This is a genomic window from Nocardioides cavernae (genome assembly GCF_013410035.1).
GTDB classification, from domain to species: Bacteria; Actinomycetota; Actinomycetes; order Propionibacteriales; family Nocardioidaceae; genus Nocardioides; species Nocardioides cavernae_A.
Genome location: NZ_JACCBW010000002.1, coordinates 112,686 through 132,166, shown reverse-complemented (window position 1 = coordinate 132,166; position 19,481 = coordinate 112,686). Strand labels below are relative to the sequence as shown.

Here is a 19,481-nt window from a genome sequence, read left to right as displayed (position 1 = left end):
ACAGTAGTGGTTGCCGCGGCCGGCGAGACCCTACTGCCGCACGGCGCGGCAGGCGTCCGACACGGGCTGGTCGCCGGACTCCGTGCACGAGTCGAAGGCGGCGAGCTTCGCCATGAGCGTCGCGACCTCGTCCTGGCGCTTCGTGCTGGCGAACTGGTTCTTCAGCTCGAACCCGTTGCGCCGGTAGCGGTAGAACTCGTAGCCCCACTGCACCTTCCCGGGGCGCGGGTCGAGGTCGAAGCGCGCGAGCAGCGCGGTGCGGCTGCGCACGGCCGTGTAGGACGGGATCCGGTCGAGCTCCGGCCCGGTGAACGCGGCGTCGGGGTCGTTGCCCGTCAGCGTCTGCTGGGTGTGCTCGAGGAAGGCGTACGACTGCCGCGCCAGCGTGGGCTGGGTGAGCGTCGGCACCAACGAGAGCCCGCTGCGGTAGGGCGCCGGCGCCAGCCCGGCGAGCTCCTCGAAGGTCGGCGCGAGGTCGATGTTGCTGGTGACCTCCTTGCGCGCGCCGGGCACGACGCCGGGGCCGGTGACGAGCAGCGGCACCCGGACGTCGGTGTCGTAGGGCGTGCCCTTGCCGCGGCCGAGCCCGTTCTGGCCGAGGTGGAAGCCGTTGTCGGAGGTCAGCACGACGTAGGTGTTCGGCCCGACCGCCCGCAGGATCCGCTTCACCAGCCGGTCGGCCGACTGTGACATCCGCGCCCGGTCGCGCAGGTCGCGGACCGCGAGCGGTGCGGGGAGCGTACGCACGGTGTTCCACGCCCGCGCGCGGGTGCCGTCGGCCCGGCGGGGCCGGTTGTCCCTGCGGGCGTCGCCGAAGCCGGGCAGGTCGTCGGTGGTGAGCTTGCGGCACGCCACCCGGCCGCAGCTGCGCGCGCCGGAGCGGTCGCGGAACATCGGCGGGAAGAGCGGGTCGCCGGCGTAGTGCGGCTCGGGGTTCACCCGGTTGTGCGGGGCGTAGAGCGCGACCTCGAGGAAGTAGGGCGCGTCCGAGGACTCGCCGGCCGCGATGAAGTCCATCGCCTGGTTGCCGATCACCGTGCCCGCGTACGCCTTGTCCTTGGCCGCGTCGCTCGCGCCGGCGGGCGGTGCCGGGTGCTGCACCAGCTGGAGCCGCTGGTCGACGAGGCGGGTGCTGGCGAAGTCCCAGCCGTCGTAGGCCGAGCCGAAGACGGTGTTGAACGTCGTCCACCCCGGCACCACCGGCGGCAGCGACCGGCCGGGCGCCCACTCGTACTCGTTGAGGAACTTGCCGATGAAGCCGGTGTGGTAGCCGGCCTGCTGCAGCCGCACGTTGAACGCGCGCTCCGGGTTGCCGTTGGTGTCGTACGCGGGCCAGCCCCCGAGCGTCGACGTGCCCCTGTTGGAGGTGTTGGTGCGCACGCCGGTCTGGTGCGGGTACTGGCCGGTGAAGAAGCTCGAGCGCGACACGCAGCACAGCGAGTCGGTGACGTAGGTGTAGGGATAGCTCGCGCCCGCCTTGCGCATCGTCTGCACCGACCGCATCGTCTGCACGAGGTCCATCGAGAAGTCGTCGAGCATGACGACCACGATGTTGGGCCGCTTCGCCTGCGCGGCGGCCGGCTCGAGCTCGGCCATCGCGGCCGCGCTCGTGCGCGGCGGCGTCGGCGACACGTCCTCGCGCGGGAGCGACCCGCTCGTCGTCCCGCACGCCATCAACGCCAGGAGGCACACGCCTGCCCAGGCTCCCTTGAAGTACCGCACTGCTCCCCCGTCGTGTCCCGAGCCGGCTCACCAGAGGTGACGTCCTGCGCCGCCGATCGGTTGCCTGCCACGCAGGATTGATTGTCGACTCTTTGACTCGACTTTAGCCGGTCGACGTCAGCAGGTCGCGCACCGCGGTGTGCAGCAGGTCGTAGCCGTGCTCGGTGAGGATCGACTCGGCGTGGAACTGGATGCCGCGGTAGTGCGGCCCGACGATCGCGTGGATGTCGCCGCTCGCCTCGTCCGCCTCGACGCGTACGCCCTCGGGCAGCGCCGCGCCGGACGGGACGCGGCCCACGAAGGTGTTGTAGAAGCCGACCCGCTCGGTGCGTCCGTCGATGCGCACCGGCGACTGCGTGCCTTGGAAGACCACGTCCTTGTAGCCGAGCTCGAGGCCGAGCCGGTCGCACAGCGTCTGGTGGCCGAGGCACACGGCGAGGAACGGCTGCCCCGACGCCAGCAGGTCGTCGACCGCACGCCGGAAGGAGGCGATCTTGGGGTGCTCGCCCTCGCGGGGGTCCCCCGGCCCGGGACCGACGATGACGAGGTCGGCCCCGTCGAAGGCGCCCGGGACGTAGTCCTCGTGGCGCACCACCCGCGACGTCATCCCGAAGACGCCGAGGACGTGGACGAGCATGTTCACGAAGTCGTCCTCGCCGTGCAGGATCGCGACCTGCTTGCCCGCCAGGCCCGGGTCGGCGGGCTCGCCGGCCTGGTCGGTCAGCCAGAAGCGGGACAGGCGCTGGTTGCGGCTGCCGAGCGCGAGGACGACGTCCTCGTCGCGGGCGAGGTCGGCGATGTCCGCACCGTCGGACGTCGCGGCGGGCGCCAGGCCGAAGGCGCTGAGGATGCCTCCGGCCTTGGCGCGCGTCTCGGCGACCTCGTAGGTCGCGTCGGAGTCGCGCACCAGGGTGGCACCCGCGGTGACCTTGAGCTCGCCGCCCGGCGAGACGTCGGCCGTACGGATCAGGATCGGGCTGTCCATCGTGGGCGTGCCGTCGGGCGAGCGGCCGAACAGCGCGAGGGCGGCGCCGTAGTAGCCGCGCCCCTCGGGCTCGTAGTCGGCGATCAGCCGGCAGGCGTTCTCGACCGGCGCGCCCGTCACGGTCGCGGCGAACATGGTGTCGCGCAGGATCTCGCGGTGGTCGCGGTCGGAGCGGCCGGCCAGGAGGTACTCGGTGTGGATCAGGTGCGTCATCGGCTTGAGGAACGGCCCGAGCACCTGTCCGCCCTCGTGGCAGATGTCGCACATCATCTTGAGCTCCTCGTCCACGACCATGAAGAGCTCGAAGACCTCCTTCTCGTCGGCGAGGAACTCCAGCAGCCGGTCCTTCAGCCCGTCGCCGTGACCCCCGACGCGGAAGGTGCCGGAGATCGGGTTCATCCGGACGTCGCCGGAGCGGACGGACACGTGCCGCTCGGGGCTGGCGCCGATGAGGAAGCGCTCTCCGGTGTAGAAGCAGAACGTCCAGTACGCCCCGCGCTCGCGCTCCAGCAGGCGGCGCAGGACGGTGAGCGCCTTCGTCGCGTCCCAGTCGGCGACGACCGCGCGGTAGTGCCGGCCGATGACCAGGTTGGCGCCCTCGCCCTGCCCGATCTCGTCGCGGATGATCGCGTCGACGACGGTGGCGTAGTCGTCGTCGCTCGTCGTGAAGCCGCCGCGGTCGGCGAACTCGACCGGCACGTCCGGCAGGGCGGCGAGCAGGTCCTCGACCGGCACCTCGTGCTCGGCCTCGATGTCCACCACGGTCAGCGGGGTGCCGTCGTCGATGGCGGCGAACCCGCGCTCGCGCACCTGACGGAACGGCACCGCGACCAGCCGGTCGGCACTGCGGCCCGGCTCGGGCGCACCGGTCTCGAGCGGGATGTCGAGCAGCGACGCGACCTCGTGGGGCGTACCCCCGACCAGCCCGGCCGTCGGGGAGGCCTTGCGCCGGATGGCCGCCCACGCACCGTGCCCCTGGACCTGCTCCAGGAGGTCTCGGACGGTGGGGGTGTCGGTCATGCGGAGCACCCTACGGGCGGCGTGCGCGGGCGCGACGGGCGTCTCAGTCCAGCTGCGTCGCGATCCACTCCTGCAGGCCGGCGACGCCGTCGCGCAGGCTGACCCGGGGCTGCCAGTCGAGCGCGCGGAGCGTCATCTCGACGTCGCAGGAGGCGTGCCGCACGTCGCCGTCGCGGTACTGACCGGTGACGTGCGGCTCGGGCGCGGAGTGGTAGGCCGCGATCTCGCGGGCGAGGTCGCCGATCGTCGTGCGCACCCCGCTGCCCACGTCGACGGTGCGCAGGTGGTCGGCGGGCTTGTGCGCGATGGCCGCGACGAGCGCGCTCACCACGTCGTCGATGTGGACGAAGTCGCGGGTGATGTCGCCGTCCTCGTAGAGCGGGATCGACCCTCCCTCGCGGGCGATCCGCGAGAAGAGGGACACGATGCCGGTGTAGGGGTTCGACAGCGACTGGCGCGGGCCGTAGACGTTCTGGAGCCGGAGGACCGAGAGGCGGGTGTCGTGCGAGCCGGTCCAGGCCGAGAGGATCTGCTCCTGCGCGAGCTTGGTCGCCCCGTAGACGTTGATCGGGTGGGGGTGGGTGCCCGCGACGGTGTTGGGCACGTGGGCCGCACCGTCGCCGTGGTCCCACCTCCCGGCCTCGAGCTGGGCGTGCGTGCGCAGCCCCGGCTGGAAGGTCGACCCGTCGGGATTGCGCCACACCCCCTCGCCGTAGACCGCGCGCGAGCTCGTGAGCACGACGTGCGCCGGCACGTGGCCGGCGCGGGTGAGGGCGTCGAGCAACTGGGTCGTGCCGACGACGTTGACCATGCCGTGGCGCGTGCTCTCCGAGAGCGACTGCGCCGTGCCGGTCTCCGCGGCGAGGTGGACGACGGTGTCGGGCCGCAGGTCGGCGACGACGGCGTCGAGGTCACCTGCGTCGGTGACGTCGCCGATCCTGAGGTCGACCGCCTCGGGCAGGTCGGCCGGGGGCTGCGAGCCGGGGTGCACCTGCGGGTGGAGGTTGTCGAGGACCACCCACTGCTCGGCCTGCTCCGCGAGCTCGCGCGCGAGGGTCGTACCGATGAAGCCGGCGCCGCCCGTGACGAGGACCCGACCGCCTGCCTGCTGGGAGGAAGCCATGACCGTCACCCTAGGCGCAGCGGGCGGGTGAGACCCACGTGTCCCGGACCGCCGCGGCTGGCAGACTCGCCGCCATGGTCGGGCAGGCGCAGGCAGTGGCTGCGCCGCGCCACCACGAGCAGTCCCACCTGCGCGGCCTCGTCGAGGTCGCCGGGGCCAGCGTCCTGTGGGGCACCGGGGGCCTGGCGCTCCAGCTCATCCGCGAGCACGAGCCGATGTCGCCGATCACGATCAGCGCCTGGCGGATGGCGACGGCGGCGGTCGTCCTGCTGCTCGCCCTCCTCGCACTGCGCAGGGGCCCCGAGCTGGTGCACCTCGCCCGTACGCGCCCCCGCCAGCTGCTCGTCGTGGGGGTCGGCACCGCGGCCTACCAGGGCTTCTACTTCGTCTCGGTCACCCAGGTCGGGGTGGCGGTCTCCACGGTCGTCAGCCTCGGCCTCGCGCCCGTGCTGCTGACGGTGGTGGAGTCCGTACGCCAGCGGCGTGCCCCGACGCCCGGTCGGCTGGCGGTCCTCGCGACGGCGCTCCTCGGGCTGGTGCTCGTCAGCGTCGCCGGCCACGCGTCGTCCACCGGCCCCGACCCGGTGCTGGGGGTCGTGCTCGCCGTCGCGTCCGGGACGACGTACGCCCTCACCGCCCTGGCCGGCGGCTCGATCAGCAGGGAGACCTCGCCGCTGGTGCTGACCAGCGGGATGACCCTCGTCGGCGCGGCCGTGCTGCTGCCGCTCCTCGCGGTCGTCGACGGCCCGCGGGTGAGCGCCGACCCCGTCGCGCTGGCGTGGCTGGCCTACCTCGGCGTCCTGACGATGGCCCTGGCCTACGTCCTGCTCTACAGCGGGCTGCGCGTGGTCGCACCGAGCACGGCGGTGACGGCGAGCCTGGTCGAGCCGGTCACCGCGGCCGTGGTCGCGGCGGTCGTGCTGTCGGAGTCGCTCGGGCCCGCCGCGGTGGCGGGGATCGTGCTGGTGCTCCTCGCCGTGGCGGGGCTGGGTCGCCCGAGTGCCGCAGCCGGCCCGGTGCTGCCGGACCCGGGGCGCTGACTAGGGGTACTTCACGTCCATCGCGACCCAGTCGACGAACATCGGCTGGCGCGTGCCACCGGCGACCGCGTGCTCGGGCAGGACGTCCTTGTTGGAGAGCCGGAGGTGGAAGGGCAGCGCGCCGTTGGGCACCCGGCGCAGGTCCGGGTGCAGGTCGAGGGCGTACGCCGGGTTCCCGGCGCCGTCGGCCGCGGCGAACTGCACGCTGTCGGCGCCGACGGTGAACTTCGCGCTGTAGATCCAGTAGGTCTCCCACGGCTTCGCGCCGGCCGGGAAGTGGTGGCCGACCGACCACAGCTCGGCGGGGAGCCCGGCGTCCTCGCAGGCGGTCCTCGTGGTGCCGAGGTTCTCGTCGTAGCAGAGGTGGGAGCCGAGCTGGGCGCCCGTGGTCTTGAGCGGGCCGTAGCTCTCGATGACGTCGAGCTCGCGCGGGTCGATCCCGTCGGGCTGCTGGGCCCAGAACGCGGCGTAGTTGGTGCCGGTGTCGGGCATCAGCAGGCGCGCGGTCATCCGCACCTGGGTGCCGACCGGCAGCGCCCAGGACTGGTTGGTCCGGACCTGCGAGAGCTGGCCGACCGACAGCAGGCCGGCGCCGTCCTGGACGGAGGCGTTGAAGCCGGGCATGACGTGCCACTGCTCCGGCCAGGCACCGGCGAGGCCGCTGAAGTCGTCGGCGAACACCCGCTCCCACCCCCACGACGGGGCGGGGTCGGAGTCGACCGTGTCGCCGCGCGGGAGGGTGGCGTGGGCCGCGGGGGCGAGCAGCGTCGCGGCGAGGACGACCGGGACGAGCGCCGTCAGGGCGCGCGTGAGCGAGGAGAGCACGTGGCCGCCGCCCGTCAGCCGACCGTCGTCAGCAGCTGGGTGGCGCGGGTGAGCACGACGTAGAGGGTCGCCCGGCCGGTGGCCGACTCGTCCTCGATCTCCTGCGGCGAGACCACGACGATGCCGTCGAACTCGAGGCCCTTGGTGTCGAGGCCGGTGAGCACGACGATGCGGTCCTCCCCGCTCGGCGTCACGGACGAGTCGACCGCGGCGCGGGCGCCGGCGGCGTCGGTCGCGTGCTCGGGCCACGACGCCAGCCAGGCGTTGACCTCGGAGCGGCGCGCGACCGGCACGACGATGCCGACGGTGCCCTCGACCCGGCCCGCGACGGTCGTGACCGCCTCGCGGACCGCGGCCTCCAGGTCGTCGACGGGACCCACGACGACCGGCACCTCGCCGGTGCGGCGTACGGCGTCGGGCAGGTCGGCGTCGAGCCCGACGCGGCGGGCGTAGTCGGCGGCGAAGGCGTAGATCTCCGCGGAGTTGCGGTAGTTGGTGGACAGGTGGAACTCGTGGAGCTCCTTGCCCTCCAGCGCCTCGGCGCGGGCGGCCGCGGCCTCGGGGGCGTCGGGCCACGACGACTGCGCGGGGTCGCCGACGATCGTCCAGCTCGCGGTGCGCCCGCGGCGGCCGACCATGCGCCACTGCATCGGGGTGAGGTCCTGGGCCTCGTCGATGAGGACGTGGGCGTAGCCGTCGTCCTCGATGCGGTGCGTCGGCGGCGACCACCGCAGGCCGCCGGGGGCGTAGTCGCGCTCGGAGATCGTGGTGAGCTCCTGCAGGTCGACGGCGCCGCCCTCGAGCAGTCCCGTCTCGTCGAGGTCGCGCTCGTCGTCGCTGCGCTGCGGGACGTCGCCGAGGGCGTAGCGCAGCTCGTCGAGCAGCGGGACGTCCTCGATCGACAGCTCGCCCGGACCCGAGGTGGCCGCCCACGACTTCGTGAGCAGCAGCTGCTCCTCGCGGGTGAGGACGCCCTCGCCGACGCGGGCGAGGAGCTCGGGGTCGCGCAGCCAGCCGAACACGGTCTGGGCATCGAGCGGCGGCCACCAGGCGGAGGCGAACTCGACGAAGCCCTCGTGGCCGAGCATGTCGTCGTCGAAGGCCTCCCGGCCGCGCTCTCTGCCGCGCTCGCCGGTGACCTGGCGCCACATCGCGTCGAGCAGGGTCTTGGCGACGCGGGGGAGCTGGCGGTTGCGGCGGCCCTGCGACATCAGCTGGCGGCGCAGCCGGCCGAGCAGGCCGGGGTCGAGCACGATGGTCTCGTCACGCCAGTAGATCCGGAAGCTCGTCGGTGCCCCGGGCGCGTGCTGCCGAGCGGTGCGGCGCAGCAGCTCGGCCATCCTCGTCGCGCCCTTGACGTCGGCCACGGCGGGCTCGTCGTGGCGCGTGGCCCGGACGCCGCCGACCACCTCGCCGAGCGAGCGGAGCGCGACGGCGGTCTCGCCGAGGCTGGGGAGCACGCGCTCGATGTAGCGCATGAAGACGCCGCTGGGTCCGACGACCAGCACGCCGCCACCCTCGTAGCGCCTGCGGTCGGAGTAGAGCAGGAAGGCCGCACGGTGGAGCGCGACGACGGTCTTGCCGGTGCCCGGCCCGCCGGAGATCGACACGACGCCCTTGCCGGGCGCGCGGATCGCCTGGTCCTGCTCGGCCTGGATGGTGGCGACGATCGAGTGCATGGAGCGGTCGCGGGCCCGGGACAGCTGCGCCATGAGCGCCCCCTCGCCGACGATCGGCAGGTCGGTCTCGACCTGGTCGTCGAGCAGCTCGTCCTCGACGCCGACGACGGTGCGGTGCAGCGAGCGCAGCACGCGCCGGCGCACGACGCCCGAGGGCGTGGCGGCCGTGGCCTGGTAGAACACGCCGGCCGCCGGGGCGCGCCAGTCGATGAGGAGGACGTCGCGGTCCTCGTTGCGCACGCCGATGCGACCGATGTAGCGGGGCTGGGCGTCGATCGCCGGGTCCAGGTCGAGACGGCCGAAGACGAGGCCCTCGTGGGCGGCGTCGAGCTGCGCGATGCGCTTGGCGGCCTGGAAGACCATCGCGTCGCGCTCGACGAGCCCACCCTCGTGCTCCAGCTTGCCCCGGTTGCGCCCCTCGGCGGCGAGCGCCCGGGCGCTGCGTGTGGACGCCTCCAGCTGCACGTAGACCTCGTCGACGTAGGCCTGCTCCGCCGCGATCTCGCGCGCCTCGAGCTCCTCGCTCAAACCCTGCTCCTCGTCCCCCCGGTCACCACCTGCCCACCCGTCCGGGCAGACCGTCAAGCGTAGCCGCGGGCACCGACGACCGCCGAGTTACCGGCGATCCGCTCACGCTGCGAGCAGCACCGCACCGGCCAGGCAGAGCGCCGCGCCGGCCGTACGCACCCGGTCGGCGCGCGCGAGCGCGTGCAGCAGGGCGCCGCGCTCGGACGCCGCGGCGCGGCCGAGCCGGCCGTGCGTGGGTGCCGCGGACGCCGCCGTCGCCGCCATCGCCACCCCGCCGCCGACGGCCGCCACCCACGCCCCCACTGTCTCCGGCCGGGCCGCCAGCGCCCACACCAGCGCCGCGAGCAGGCACGGGTAGAGCACGGCGACGAGGGGCGCGATGCGCCGCGAGTGCCGCGCGTGGGCGTCGTGCCACCCGTCCGGCCCGACCTCGGCCAGCGCCGGGTAGACCACGAGGCGCACGGTGAGCTGGAAGCCGAGGTGCGCGCCCGCGATCGCGAGCAGCCACGGCTCCGGGTGGCCGAGGCCCGTGCCCACGCTCGCGCCCTACTTCCGCCGCGACAGGAAGGCGGTCATCGCCTCGCGCGCCTCGTCGGAGGCGAAGAGCCGGGCGCTGGTCGTGGCCATCTCCTCGCCGAGCGCGTCGATGCGGGCGACGAGGTCGCGGTTGAGGATGCGCTTGGACTCCCTCAGGCCCTGGGCGGCACCGGTGGCCAGGCTCGCGCAGATCGTGGCCACCTCGTCGTCGAGGTCCTCGGCGGGCACCGCCGTGGTGACGAGGCCGTACGCCGCCGCCTCGGCACCCGTGAACACCTCGCCCCCGAGCGTGGTGAGGGCGGCGGCGCGCGGGCTCATCCGGTGGTGGACCGTCAGGCTGATGATCGCGGCCGCCAGCCCGAGCTTGACCTCGGTGAGGGCGAACGTGGCGTCCTCGGCACTGACGGCGATGTCGGCCGCCGCGACGATGCCGATCCCGCCGGCACGGACGGCGCCGAGGTTCTTGGTGACGACCGGCTTGTCGAGCGTGGCGATCAGCCGCTGCAGGTCGACGATGCGGCGCGCACCGACCTCCATGCCCTCGGTGGACGCCTCGGCGAGGTCCGCCCCCGAGCAGAAGACCTTGCTCGAGCTCTGCACCAGCACCACGCGCGCGGCGCCGTCGTCGCCGGCGCGCTCGAGGTGGGCGACCAGCTCGGTCACGAGCTGCCTGCTGAGGGCGTTGCGGTTGGCCGGGCTGTCGAGGGTGATCGTCGCGACGGCGTCGGACACGGCGTAGTGGACGAGCTCCGGAGCGGTGCCGGCTGTGGCGTCGGTCATGGCGGTCATCCTGCCGCACCCCCATCCGCCCCCGGGTGCCGCTCCGAACACCCGCCATGCAGACCCCGGAGCAGTCCTCGCGCCCGCGCACCCTGCGCCACGCGGCGTACGGCGTGCTCGCCACCGTCGTCGGCCTCGCGGCCGCGCACCTCGTGGCAGCGCTGACCGTCCCGGCCGCCTCCCCGGTGCTCGCCGTCGGCTCGACCGTCATCGACCTCACGCCGACGCCGCTGAAGGAGTGGGCGATCCGGCAGTTCGGGACGGCCGACAAGATCATCCTCGTCGGGTCGGTCACCCTGGTCGTCCTGCTCCTCGCAGCCGTCGCCGGCATCGTCGCCGCGCGCCTCGAGACCGTCGGCCTGCTCGTCCTCGTCGGCCTCGCCGGCGTGGCGGGCGTCCTCGCCGTCCTGCGTCCCGGCTCCGGGCCGCTGGACCTCGTACCTGCCCTCGTCGCCGCGGTCGTGGCCACAGCCTCCCTCTGGTGGCTGCACCGTGTCGACGGGGGCAGCCCGGGGCCGTCGTCGCAGGGGAGCGACGGCCCCTCCCGCCGGGGCGTGCTGGTCGCCTCCGGCGGGCTCGCTGCCGCCGCCGTGGCCATGGGCGGTCTGGGCCGGTGGGTGACGTCGTACCGCCTCGGCGGGACCGACGTCGCCCTCCCGGTCGCCACCGACCCCGCGTCGTCCTTCCCGACCGGCCTGGAGGAGCGGTTCCCGGGCATCACGCCGCTGCGCACCCCCACCGGCGAGTTCTACCGGGTGGACACGCGCCTGACCGTGCCCGCCGTCGACGTCGACTCCTGGACGCTCACCATCGACGGTGACGTCGACCAGGAGGTCACCCTCACCTTCGACGACCTCTCCGCGATGACCACGGTCGAGCGAGACATCACGCTGACCTGCGTGTCCAACGAGGTGGGCGGCCCCTACGTCGGCGGCGCCCGCTGGCTCGGCGTGCCGCTGGCGGACGTGCTCGCCAGGGCCGGGATCGACTCGACGAAGGCCGACCAGATCCTGTCGACCGACGTCGACGGCATGACCATCTCCACGCCGCTCGGCGTGGCACTGGACGGCCGCGACGCGATGATCGCCATCGGGATGAACGGCGGTCCGCTGCCGCGCGAGAACGGCTTCCCGGCGCGCATGGTCGTGCCCGGGCTCTACGGGTTCGTCAGCGCGTGCAAGTGGATCACCCGGATGACCCTGACGACCTACGACGCCGAGCAGGCGTACTGGACCGAGCGGGACTGGGCCACCGACGCCCCCATCAAGATCTCCAGCCGGATCGACACCCCCAAGCCGCTGTCCGACAGCGACGCCGGCACGGTCGTCGTCGGAGGCATCGCCTGGGCGCAGGGCGTCGGCATCGAGAAGGTCGAGGTCCGCATCGACGGCGAGGCCTGGAAGCCGGCCGAGCTCGGCCCGCAGGTCACCGACGACTACTGGCGCCAGTGGTACTTCGAGTGGGACGCCGAGCCCGGCCAGCACTTCATCGCCTGCCGCGCGACCAACAAGGACGGCGACGTCCAGACCGACGTCCGGATGACCCCGTTCCCCGAGGGCTCCAGCGGCGTCCAGGAGATCTCCGTCAACGTCGGCTGAGGCGTGTCCGAGGTTTGTCCAAAGTTTTTTCCGGAATCACCCATCCAGCCCCCGAGGGGCTCCGAACACCTCCTGACAGCGGGCCCTCCGGGGCCCACTCAATGGCCACCAAGTCGAAAGGCACCGACATGAACACCAAGCTCCGCACCCGCTCCCTCGGCATCGCCGCCCTGGCGCTGACCGCCTCCATGAGCCTGGCTGCCTGTGGCAGCGAGAGCGACACGGACAGCACCGCCTCGGACGCCACCACCTCCGAGACCTCCGAGGCCCCCATGGAGTCCGAGTCGCCGATGGAGTCCGAGTCGCCCTCCGACGACGCCTCCCCCGCGGCCGACGCGCCGTTCGGTGCCGCGTGCTCGCAGGTCCCCACCTCCGGTGAGGGCTCCGTCGAGGGCATGGCCGACGACCCGGTCGCCACCGCCGCGTCGAACAACCCGCTGCTCTCCACCCTGGTGACCGCGGTCGGCGAGGCCGGCCTCGTGGACACCCTGAACTCCGCCCCGGAGATCACCGTCTTCGCGCCGATCAACGACGCCTTCGCCGCCATCCCGAAGAAGGACCTCAACGCCCTGCTGAAGGACAAGGAGGCGCTCACCACCGTGCTGACGCACCACGTGGTCGAGGGTCGTCTCGGCCCGGACGCCGTCGCGGGTGAGCACGAGACCCTGGCCGGCGACATGATCACCGTCGAGGGCTCGGGCGAGGACTTCACGGCCGAGGGCGCCACGGTGGTGTGCGGCAACGTGCAGACCGCCAACGCCACGGTCTACCTCATCGACCAGGTCATGATGCCCCAGATGTGATCCGCCCCCGGCGACTCACTGAGAAGATGCTGACGTGGACCACGTGAGGCCCGTACCGGACGGGGCGCCCCAGGGCGCCCCGTCCGCGGGCGATGCCCCTGACCTGGCGGCCCTGCTCCACCGGGCCGGCCTGGGTGACGAGGCCGCCTTCGCGGCCTTCTACGACGCGACCTCGGCCCGGGCGTACGGCCTGGCGCTGCGCGTCGTGCGCAACCCGGCGCACGCCGAGGAGGTCACCCAGGAGGCCTACCTCGACGCCTGGCGCTCGAGCACCCGGTACGACCCCGAGCGCGGCAGCGCGGCCGGGTGGCTCCTCACCATCGTCCACCGCAAGGCCGTCGACCGGGTCCGCTCGGTCGAGGCGGCGACCACCCGCGACCAGACCTGGAACCGCGAGTCGGCGCCGACGGAGCACGACCAGACCTCCGAGGAGGCCCACGCCTCCCTGGACGCCCAACGCGTGCGCAACGCGGTCTCCACCCTGACCGACGTCCAGCGACAGGCCGTCGAGCTCACCTACTTCGGTGGCTACACGCACACCGAGGTCGCCACCCTGCTCGATGTCCCGTTGGGCACGGCGAAGACACGAATACGCGACGGCTTGATCCGCCTGCGAGACCTGATGGGAGTTGCGTCATGAGCGACACGAGCGACGTGCACAAGCTCACTGGCGCCTACGCCGTCGACGCGGTGGACGAGCTGGAGCGAGCCCGTTTCGAGCAGCACCTGGCCGAGTGCGAGGACTGCCGTGCCGAGGTCGCCGAGCTGCGCGAGACCGCAGCCCTGCTGGCCGAGGACACCGCCGTCGCGCCGCCCGCCGCCCTGCGCGAGTCCGTCCTCGCCGGCATCTCCCAGGTGCGCCCCCTGCCTCCCGAGGTCCGTGCACCCGCGCCCCGTGCCACCCACGAGCACCGGGCGGGCCGGCGGGCCTGGATGCCCTTTCTGGTCGCGGCGGCACTCGCGGTCCTCGTCGGGATCGGCGCGCTGATCGTCCAGCCCTGGGCCGGTGAGGACGACGTCAAGCGGCTCACCGCCGCGGAGCAGGTGCTGCAGGCCGACGACGCCCAGGAGGTCTTCCTCGACCTCGGCGAGGCCGGCCGTGCCACGGTCACCCGCTCGAAGTCGCACGACCGCGCCGTCATCAGCACCGAGGACATGGTCGCGGCACCCGACGGCAAGGACTACGAGCTGTGGCTCATGTCCCCCGACGGCGCCTTCACCTCGGCCGGGCTGATGCCCGACGAGGCCGACCAGACCCTGGTCCTCGACGGCTCCGCGGCCGACGCCGCCGCGGTCGGCATCACGGTCGAGCCCGACGGCGGTTCGAAGCAGCCCACCTCGGACCCGATCGCGTTGTTCGACCTCACGGAGGCGGCGTGACCCAGACCCCGCAACGCACGGTCGCCGTCATCGGCTCGGGCGTTGCGGGGTTGACGGCTGCCTGGATCGCCTCGCGCACGGCGCAGGTGACGCTCTACGAGGCCGACGCCCGCCTCGGCGGCCACGCCGACACGCACCGCGTGGACACGCCCGACGGCGAGCTGGCGATCGACACCGGCTTCATCGTCCACAACCGGCGGACCTACCCCACGCTCCTGCGCCTGTTCGCCGAGCTCGGCGTCGCGACGCAGCCCTCCGAGATGTCGCTGTCGGTGAGCGACGCGGGCACGGGCGTGGAGTACGCCGGCGCGCTGGGCCCGCGCGGCCTCTTCGCCCAGCGCTCCTCGCTCACCTCGCGCGGGCACTGGCGGATGCTGCTGGAGATCCCCCGCTTCCACCGCCGCGCCCGCGCCCTGCTGGCCGGCGGGGACGACCAGACCGTCGAGCAGCCCACCGCCCAGGCCGACGACCAGACCCTGCGCGACTTCCTCCGCGACGGCGGCTTCACACCCGGCTTCGTCCGCCACTTCATGGAGCCCCTGGTCGCGGCCGTCTGGTCGTGCGACCCGGCGACCTCCCTCGACTACCCCGCCCGCTACCTCTTCACGTTCCTCGAGCACCACGGGATGCTCGGGGTGTTCGGCTCCCCGCAGTGGCGCACGGTCACGGGCGGCTCGGGCACCTACGTCGCCAAGGTCGCCGCGGGGCTGCAGGACCTACGCCTCGACACCAAGGTCACCTCCGTCCGCGAGCTCGCCGACCGCGTCGAGGTCACCGACGGGAGCGGGGCCACGTCGGCGTACGACTCCGTGGTGGTCGCCACCCACCCCGCGCAGGCGCTGGCGATGCTCGAGCAGCCGTCCGACCTGCAGCGCGAGGTCCTCTCGGCGCTTCCCTACAGCAGCAACCCCGCGCTGCTGCACACCGACGCCTCGCTGCTGCCGACGGCGGTCGACGCGCGGGCGTCGTGGAACTTCCACCGCCCTGCCGAGGACAACGGCGCGGTCACCGTGACGTACGACCTCACCCGCCTGCAGCGGCTGCCCACCGACACCCACTACCTCGTCACCCTCGGCGGCGACGACCTCGTCGACCCCGCGACGGTGATCGACCGGATGGAGTACGAGCACCCGCTCTACACGCCGGGGTCCGTCGCCGCCTCGCGCCGCCTGCCGGAGATCAACACCGCCCGGATCGCCTTCGCCGGGGCGTACCACGGCTGGGGCTTCCACGAGGACGGTGCGCGCTCCGGGCTCGCCGCGGCGACCCACCTCGGCCTCCCGTGGACGCGGACGACCCGCGAGCTGCCCCGCCCGGGCCGCTTCGAGACGCGCATCCGGCACACGCGGCGCTCCCCGTTCTCCCGGACGTTCGAGCACGCGTCGACCCTGTGGCTCGTCGACGTCGACGACCTCCCCGACCACGGCCGACTCGCCCGCTTCGAGTCGCGCGACCACCTCGGCTCGCCCGGGCTCAGCCTGCGCGAGAACGTCGAGGACTTCCTCGCCCAGCACGACGTGCACCTCGGTGCCGGCGGCGGGACGATCCTGATGGCCGCCCAGCCCCGGTCGCTCGGCTACGCCTTCAACCCGATCAGCGTCTTCTGGTGCTTCGACGACGACGCCCGTCATGCGGGCGTCGTGGTCGAGGTGCACAACACCTACGGCGACCGGCACGCCTACCTCGTGCACCCCGACGCCCAGGGCCGCGCCCGCACCGACAAGGCGATGTACGTCTCGCCCTTCCACGGCGTCGACGGGACCTACGACATCGCGGTCCCGATCCCGACCGACCGCCTCCACGTCGCGGTGACCCTCCGCGGCCACGAGGACGGCGCCGCCGCTCCGTTCAGCGCCAGCCTGACCGGCGTCCGCAGCGACGTGCCCCTGCGACGCACCCTCGGCGCGGCGCTGCGCGGCAGCGCCCTCATCCGCGCCCACGGCACCTGGCTGTGGGCCCGGCGGCTGCCGGTCCGACCGCGACCCACCCACTCCCAGGAGGGTGTCCAGTGACTCTCGAGAAGAACCCGACGCCCCAGCAGAGCCAGGGCGTCCCCGAGCTCGAGCCGGTCCGCAGGGGACCGCGCACGGCGGTGTCCGCCGCCGTGGCCCGACGGCTCTTCCACGCCGCGGTCAACCGGCTCGCGGTCACGGTCCACGAGGGCCCGTCCGGGAGCCGTGGCGGCCGCACGCTGGGCCAGGGCGGCCCGAGCATGACGCTCCACCGGCCCGAGGAGTTCTACGCCCGCCTGGGCCGCGACGGACTGATCGGCTTCGGCGAGTCCTACATGACGGGGGCGTGGGAGGCCGACGACCTCGCAGGCTTCCTCACCGTGCCGGCCGCCCGGATGGCCACGCTCATCCCCGAGCCGCTGCAGCGGCTGCGCGCCTTCGTGACGCCCCGCCTGCCCGGCCACCACCGGAGCACGGAGGCCAACAGCCAGGCCAACATCTCGCACCACTACGACCTGTCCAACGACCTGTTCCAGCTCTTCCTCGACGAGACCCTGAGCTACTCCTCCGCGCTGTTCGACACCTCGCAGGTGCCGGTCGGCGCAGGGCCCGGCTCGGTCGGCGACCACCTGGTCGCGACCCCGCCCGAGCCCGCCGACGACCCCGACCCCCGGCTCCACGGTCCGGACCTCGCCGAGGCCCAGGGCCGCAAGATCGAGCGACTCCTCGACGAGGCCGGCGTCACCGACGGCACGAGCGTCCTGGAGATCGGCACCGGCTGGGGCGAGCTCGCCATCCGCGCGGCCCGCCGCGGCGCCCGCGTGCGCTCGATCACGCTCTCGGTCGAGCAGCTCGAGCTGGCCGAGCAGCGCATCGCCGCCGCCGGCTTCGCCGACCGGTGCGACGTCGAGCTGATGGACTACCGCGCGCTCGGCGCCGACGGGCGGACGTACGACGCGGTGCTGTCCGTCGAGATGATCGAGGCGGTGGGCGCCGAGTTCTGGGGCACCTACTTCCGCACGATCGACCAGGTGCTCGCGCCCGGCGGCAGGGTCGCCATCCAGGCCATCACCATGCCGCACGACCGGATGCTCGCCACCCGCGACGGCGAGACCTGGATCAACAAGTACATCTTCCCCGGCGGGTTCCTGCCGAGCGTCGAGGTGATCGACCAGATCACCCGCGACGAGACCGGTCTCCGGCTCACCGGGCAGCTCGAGATGGGCAGCCACTACGCGGAGACGCTGCGCCGCTGGGACCGCCGCTTCCTCGCCCAGCGCGACGCCGTGCTGGCGCTCGGCTTCGACGACGTCTTCCTGCGCGTCTGGCACTTCTACCTCGCCTACTCGCAGGCCGGGTTCGCGAGCGGCTACATCAACGTCTCACAGCTCACGTTCACCCGGGAGGACCAGTGACCAGCACCGCCCAGCGGAGGACCACCGCGACCGGCGTCGCCACCCGCCTCGCCGAGGCGGTCCGGCCGTTCATCGGCGGTGACCTGCCCGTCCGGCTCGAGGCCTGGGACGGCTCGGTCGCCGGGCCCGACGACGCCCCGCTGGTGGTGCTCCGCTCCCCCGACGCGCTGCGACGGCTCCTCTGGCACCCGGGCGAGCTCGGTGCCGCCCAGGCCTACGTCACGGGCGAGCTCGACGTCCCCGAGCAGGACGGCTGGGACCTCGGGTCCGCGCTGACGTACGCCTTCGAGGTCGGCCGCGAGCGCGGGCTGTCGGGCGTACGCCTCTCGCCGCGCGCGGTGGTCGACGCGATCCGCACCGCCGCCGGGCTCGGCGCGCTGGGTCGACCCCCGGCCCCGCCCGCGTCGCAGGCGCAGGTCACGGGACGGCTGCACAGCCTCGCCCGCGACCGCTCCTCGATCAGCCACCACTACGACCTCTCCAACGAGTTCTACTCCCTGGTCCTCGAGCCGCAGATGGCCTACAGCTGCGGCTACCACGCCACGCCCGACGTGCCGCTCGAGGAGGCGCAGCGCGCCAAGCTCGACCTGGTCTGCACCAAGCTCGGGCTCGAGCCCGGCATGCGGATGCTCGACGTCGGGTGCGGCTGGGGCTCGCTGTCCCTCCACGCCGCCGAGCACTTCGGGGCGCAGGTCACGGGCGTGACGATCTCGCGCGAGCAGAAGGCGTTCATCGACGCCCGGATCGCCGAGCGGGGGCTGGCGGACCGGGTCGAGATCCGGCTCCAGGACTACCGCGAGGTCCCCGAGCGCGACCACTTCGACGCCGTCGGCTCCCTCGAGATGGGCGAGCACGTCGGCGCGAAGAACTACGCGACCTACGTCGAGGTCCTCCGCCGCGCGGTGAAGCCGGGCGGCCGGGTGCTCGTCCAGCAGATGTCGCGGCAGGGCGCGGGCGGCGGCAAGCACCCCGGCGGTGGGCCGTTCATCGAGTCGTTCATCGCCCCCGACATGACGATGCGTCCCGTCGGCGAGACCGTCGACCTCATCGAGTCCGGTGGCCTCGAGGTCCGCGACGTCCACGCCCTGCGCGAGCACTACGTCCTCACGGTCGCGGGCTGGATGGAGAACTTCGAGGCCAACCTCGACCGCATCCGCGACCTCGTCGGCGAGGAGGTCGTGCGGGTGTGGCGGCTCTACCTCGTCGGCGGTGCGCTCGCCTTCCGCGACGGCCGGATGGGGGTCGACCAGATCCTGGCCGTACGCCCGGGTGCCGCGCACACCCTGCCGGCGGTGCGTACGTGGTGACTGCGACGATCGTCGCCCTCGCGGCGGCGCTCGCCGTGATGGGCACGACGGCCGCGATCAGCAAGCGGGTCGACCGCGTGGCCGTGGTCGACGTCGCGTGGGGCACGTCGTTCGTCGTGATCGCCCTGGTGCTGGCCCTCGTGCGGCCCGACCGGCACTCGTGGCTGCTCGCCCTCCTCGTCGCCGTCTGGGGCGGCCGCCTCGCCTGGCACATCCTGCGCCGCTCGCACGGCGCCGGCGAGGACCCACGCTACGAGAAGATGCTCGGAGGGCCGGGCTGGCAGGCCGGTGCGGCCACGGTGCTGCGGCGGGTGTTCCTCACCCAGGCCGTCGTCGCGTTCATCGTCTCGGCGCCGCTGCAGGTCGCGGCCGCCTACGACGTGCGCTGGTGGCCGGTCGTGTGGATCGGTGTCGCCGTCTGGGCGGTCGGGCTGTTCTTCGAGGTCGTCGGGGACCGTCAGCTCGCCGCCTACAGGGCGAAGCCCAAGGAGTCCCGCCCCAAGATCCTCGACACCGGCCTCTGGGCCTGGACGCGGCACCCCAACTACTTCGGCGACGCGTGCGTCTGGTGGGGCCTGTGGCTCGCCGGTGCGGTGTCGCTGGGCTGGGTGCCGGGCCTCGCGACGATCTTCGCGCCGGCGGCGATGACGTTCTTCATCCGCAACGTGACCGGCGCCAAGATGCTCGAGAGGACGATGTCGCAGCGCGAGGGCTGGGACGAGTACGCCGCGCGGGTCCCGCTGTTCTTCCCCCGTCCCCCGCGCTCCCGCGACGCCTGACGAGACGA

At 73.4% G+C, this 19,481-nt stretch carries 16 protein-coding genes; 9 read left to right on the top strand and 7 right to left on the bottom strand.

Annotated elements, in window-relative coordinates:
• Positions 1-30: 30 nt before the first annotated feature.
• The 3 genes from F4692_RS08155 to F4692_RS08145 all read right to left on the bottom strand — a co-directional run bounded on the left by F4692_RS08155 (position 31) and on the right by F4692_RS08145 (position 4,850).
• Positions 31-1,722, bottom strand: a complete 1,692-nt coding sequence (locus tag F4692_RS08155) for a sulfatase-like hydrolase/transferase (protein WP_179619192.1) — start codon at positions 1,720-1,722, stop codon at positions 31-33.
• Between the two features lie 103 nt (positions 1,723-1,825).
• Complete coding sequence (locus F4692_RS08150) at positions 1,826-3,727, bottom strand: anthranilate synthase family protein (protein ID WP_179619191.1); 1,902 nt, start codon at positions 3,725-3,727, stop codon at positions 1,826-1,828.
• A 43-nt stretch (positions 3,728-3,770) separates the two neighbouring features.
• Positions 3,771-4,850 carry an NAD-dependent epimerase/dehydratase family protein gene (locus tag F4692_RS08145; protein ID WP_179619190.1) on the bottom strand — a complete coding sequence of 360 codons (1,080 nt, stop codon included), beginning with the start codon at positions 4,848-4,850 and terminating at the stop codon, positions 3,771-3,773.
• 74 nt (positions 4,851-4,924) lie between these two features.
• On the opposite strand from F4692_RS08145, the gene F4692_RS08140 reads away from it, so the two are divergent.
• Positions 4,925-5,890, top strand: coding sequence for a DMT family transporter (locus F4692_RS08140; protein WP_179619189.1), 966 nt, complete (start codon positions 4,925-4,927; stop codon positions 5,888-5,890).
• On the opposite strand, the gene F4692_RS08135 is transcribed toward F4692_RS08140, so the two are convergent.
• The 4 genes from F4692_RS08135 to F4692_RS08120 all read right to left on the bottom strand — a co-directional run bounded on the left by F4692_RS08135 (position 5,891) and on the right by F4692_RS08120 (position 10,239).
• Entirely contained in the window at positions 5,891-6,715 is an 825-nt protein-coding gene (locus tag F4692_RS08135) for a hypothetical protein (RefSeq protein ID WP_179619188.1), read from the bottom strand.
• A gap of 14 nt (positions 6,716-6,729) precedes the next feature.
• On the bottom strand, positions 6,730-8,922 hold the full coding sequence (locus tag F4692_RS08130; RefSeq protein WP_179619187.1) for a HelD family protein: 2,193 nt from the start codon (positions 8,920-8,922) through the stop codon (positions 6,730-6,732).
• A 102-nt stretch (positions 8,923-9,024) separates the two neighbouring features.
• Positions 9,025-9,459, bottom strand: a complete 435-nt coding sequence (locus F4692_RS08125; RefSeq protein WP_179619186.1) for a hypothetical protein — start codon at positions 9,457-9,459, stop codon at positions 9,025-9,027.
• A 9-nt stretch (positions 9,460-9,468) separates the two neighbouring features.
• Positions 9,469-10,239, bottom strand: a complete 771-nt coding sequence (locus tag F4692_RS08120) for an enoyl-CoA hydratase-related protein (RefSeq protein ID WP_179619185.1) — start codon at positions 10,237-10,239, stop codon at positions 9,469-9,471.
• Between the two features lie 56 nt (positions 10,240-10,295).
• On the opposite strand from F4692_RS08120, the gene F4692_RS08115 reads away from it, so the two are divergent.
• From F4692_RS08115 to F4692_RS08080, 8 genes are all read left to right on the top strand, one after another.
• Positions 10,296-11,837 carry a molybdopterin-dependent oxidoreductase gene (locus F4692_RS08115; RefSeq protein ID WP_179619184.1) on the top strand — a complete coding sequence of 514 codons (1,542 nt, stop codon included), beginning with the start codon at positions 10,296-10,298 and terminating at the stop codon, positions 11,835-11,837.
• Between the two features lie 128 nt (positions 11,838-11,965).
• Positions 11,966-12,640 (top strand): fasciclin domain-containing protein, encoded by a 675-nt coding sequence (locus tag F4692_RS08110; RefSeq protein ID WP_179619183.1) that lies wholly within the window; start codon positions 11,966-11,968, stop codon positions 12,638-12,640.
• Between the two features lie 34 nt (positions 12,641-12,674).
• Entirely contained in the window at positions 12,675-13,280 is a 606-nt protein-coding gene (sigK, locus tag F4692_RS08105; RefSeq protein WP_179619182.1) for an ECF RNA polymerase sigma factor SigK, read from the top strand.
• The gene (locus tag F4692_RS08100) at positions 13,277-14,020 is read left to right on the top strand and encodes an anti-sigma factor (protein WP_179619181.1); all 744 of its coding nucleotides are present in this window, start codon (positions 13,277-13,279) and stop codon (positions 14,018-14,020) included. Before sigK ends, F4692_RS08100 begins: the two co-directional genes overlap by 4 nt.
• The gene (locus F4692_RS21765) at positions 14,017-16,032 is read left to right on the top strand and encodes an FAD-dependent oxidoreductase (RefSeq protein ID WP_179619180.1); all 2,016 of its coding nucleotides are present in this window, start codon (positions 14,017-14,019) and stop codon (positions 16,030-16,032) included. Before F4692_RS08100 ends, F4692_RS21765 begins: the two co-directional genes overlap by 4 nt.
• A complete protein-coding gene (locus tag F4692_RS08090) occupies positions 16,029-17,387 on the top strand; it encodes an SAM-dependent methyltransferase (RefSeq protein ID WP_179619179.1) in 1,359 nt (452 codons plus the stop codon). The genes F4692_RS21765 and F4692_RS08090 overlap by 4 nt, the downstream gene beginning before the upstream one ends.
• On the top strand, positions 17,384-18,694 hold the full coding sequence (locus tag F4692_RS21550; RefSeq protein WP_179619178.1) for an SAM-dependent methyltransferase: 1,311 nt from the start codon (positions 17,384-17,386) through the stop codon (positions 18,692-18,694). The genes F4692_RS08090 and F4692_RS21550 overlap by 4 nt, the downstream gene beginning before the upstream one ends.
• The gene (locus F4692_RS08080) at positions 18,691-19,473 is read left to right on the top strand and encodes a DUF1295 domain-containing protein (protein WP_308645216.1); all 783 of its coding nucleotides are present in this window, start codon (positions 18,691-18,693) and stop codon (positions 19,471-19,473) included. The genes F4692_RS21550 and F4692_RS08080 overlap by 4 nt, the downstream gene beginning before the upstream one ends.
• Positions 19,474-19,481 lie beyond the last annotated feature (8 nt).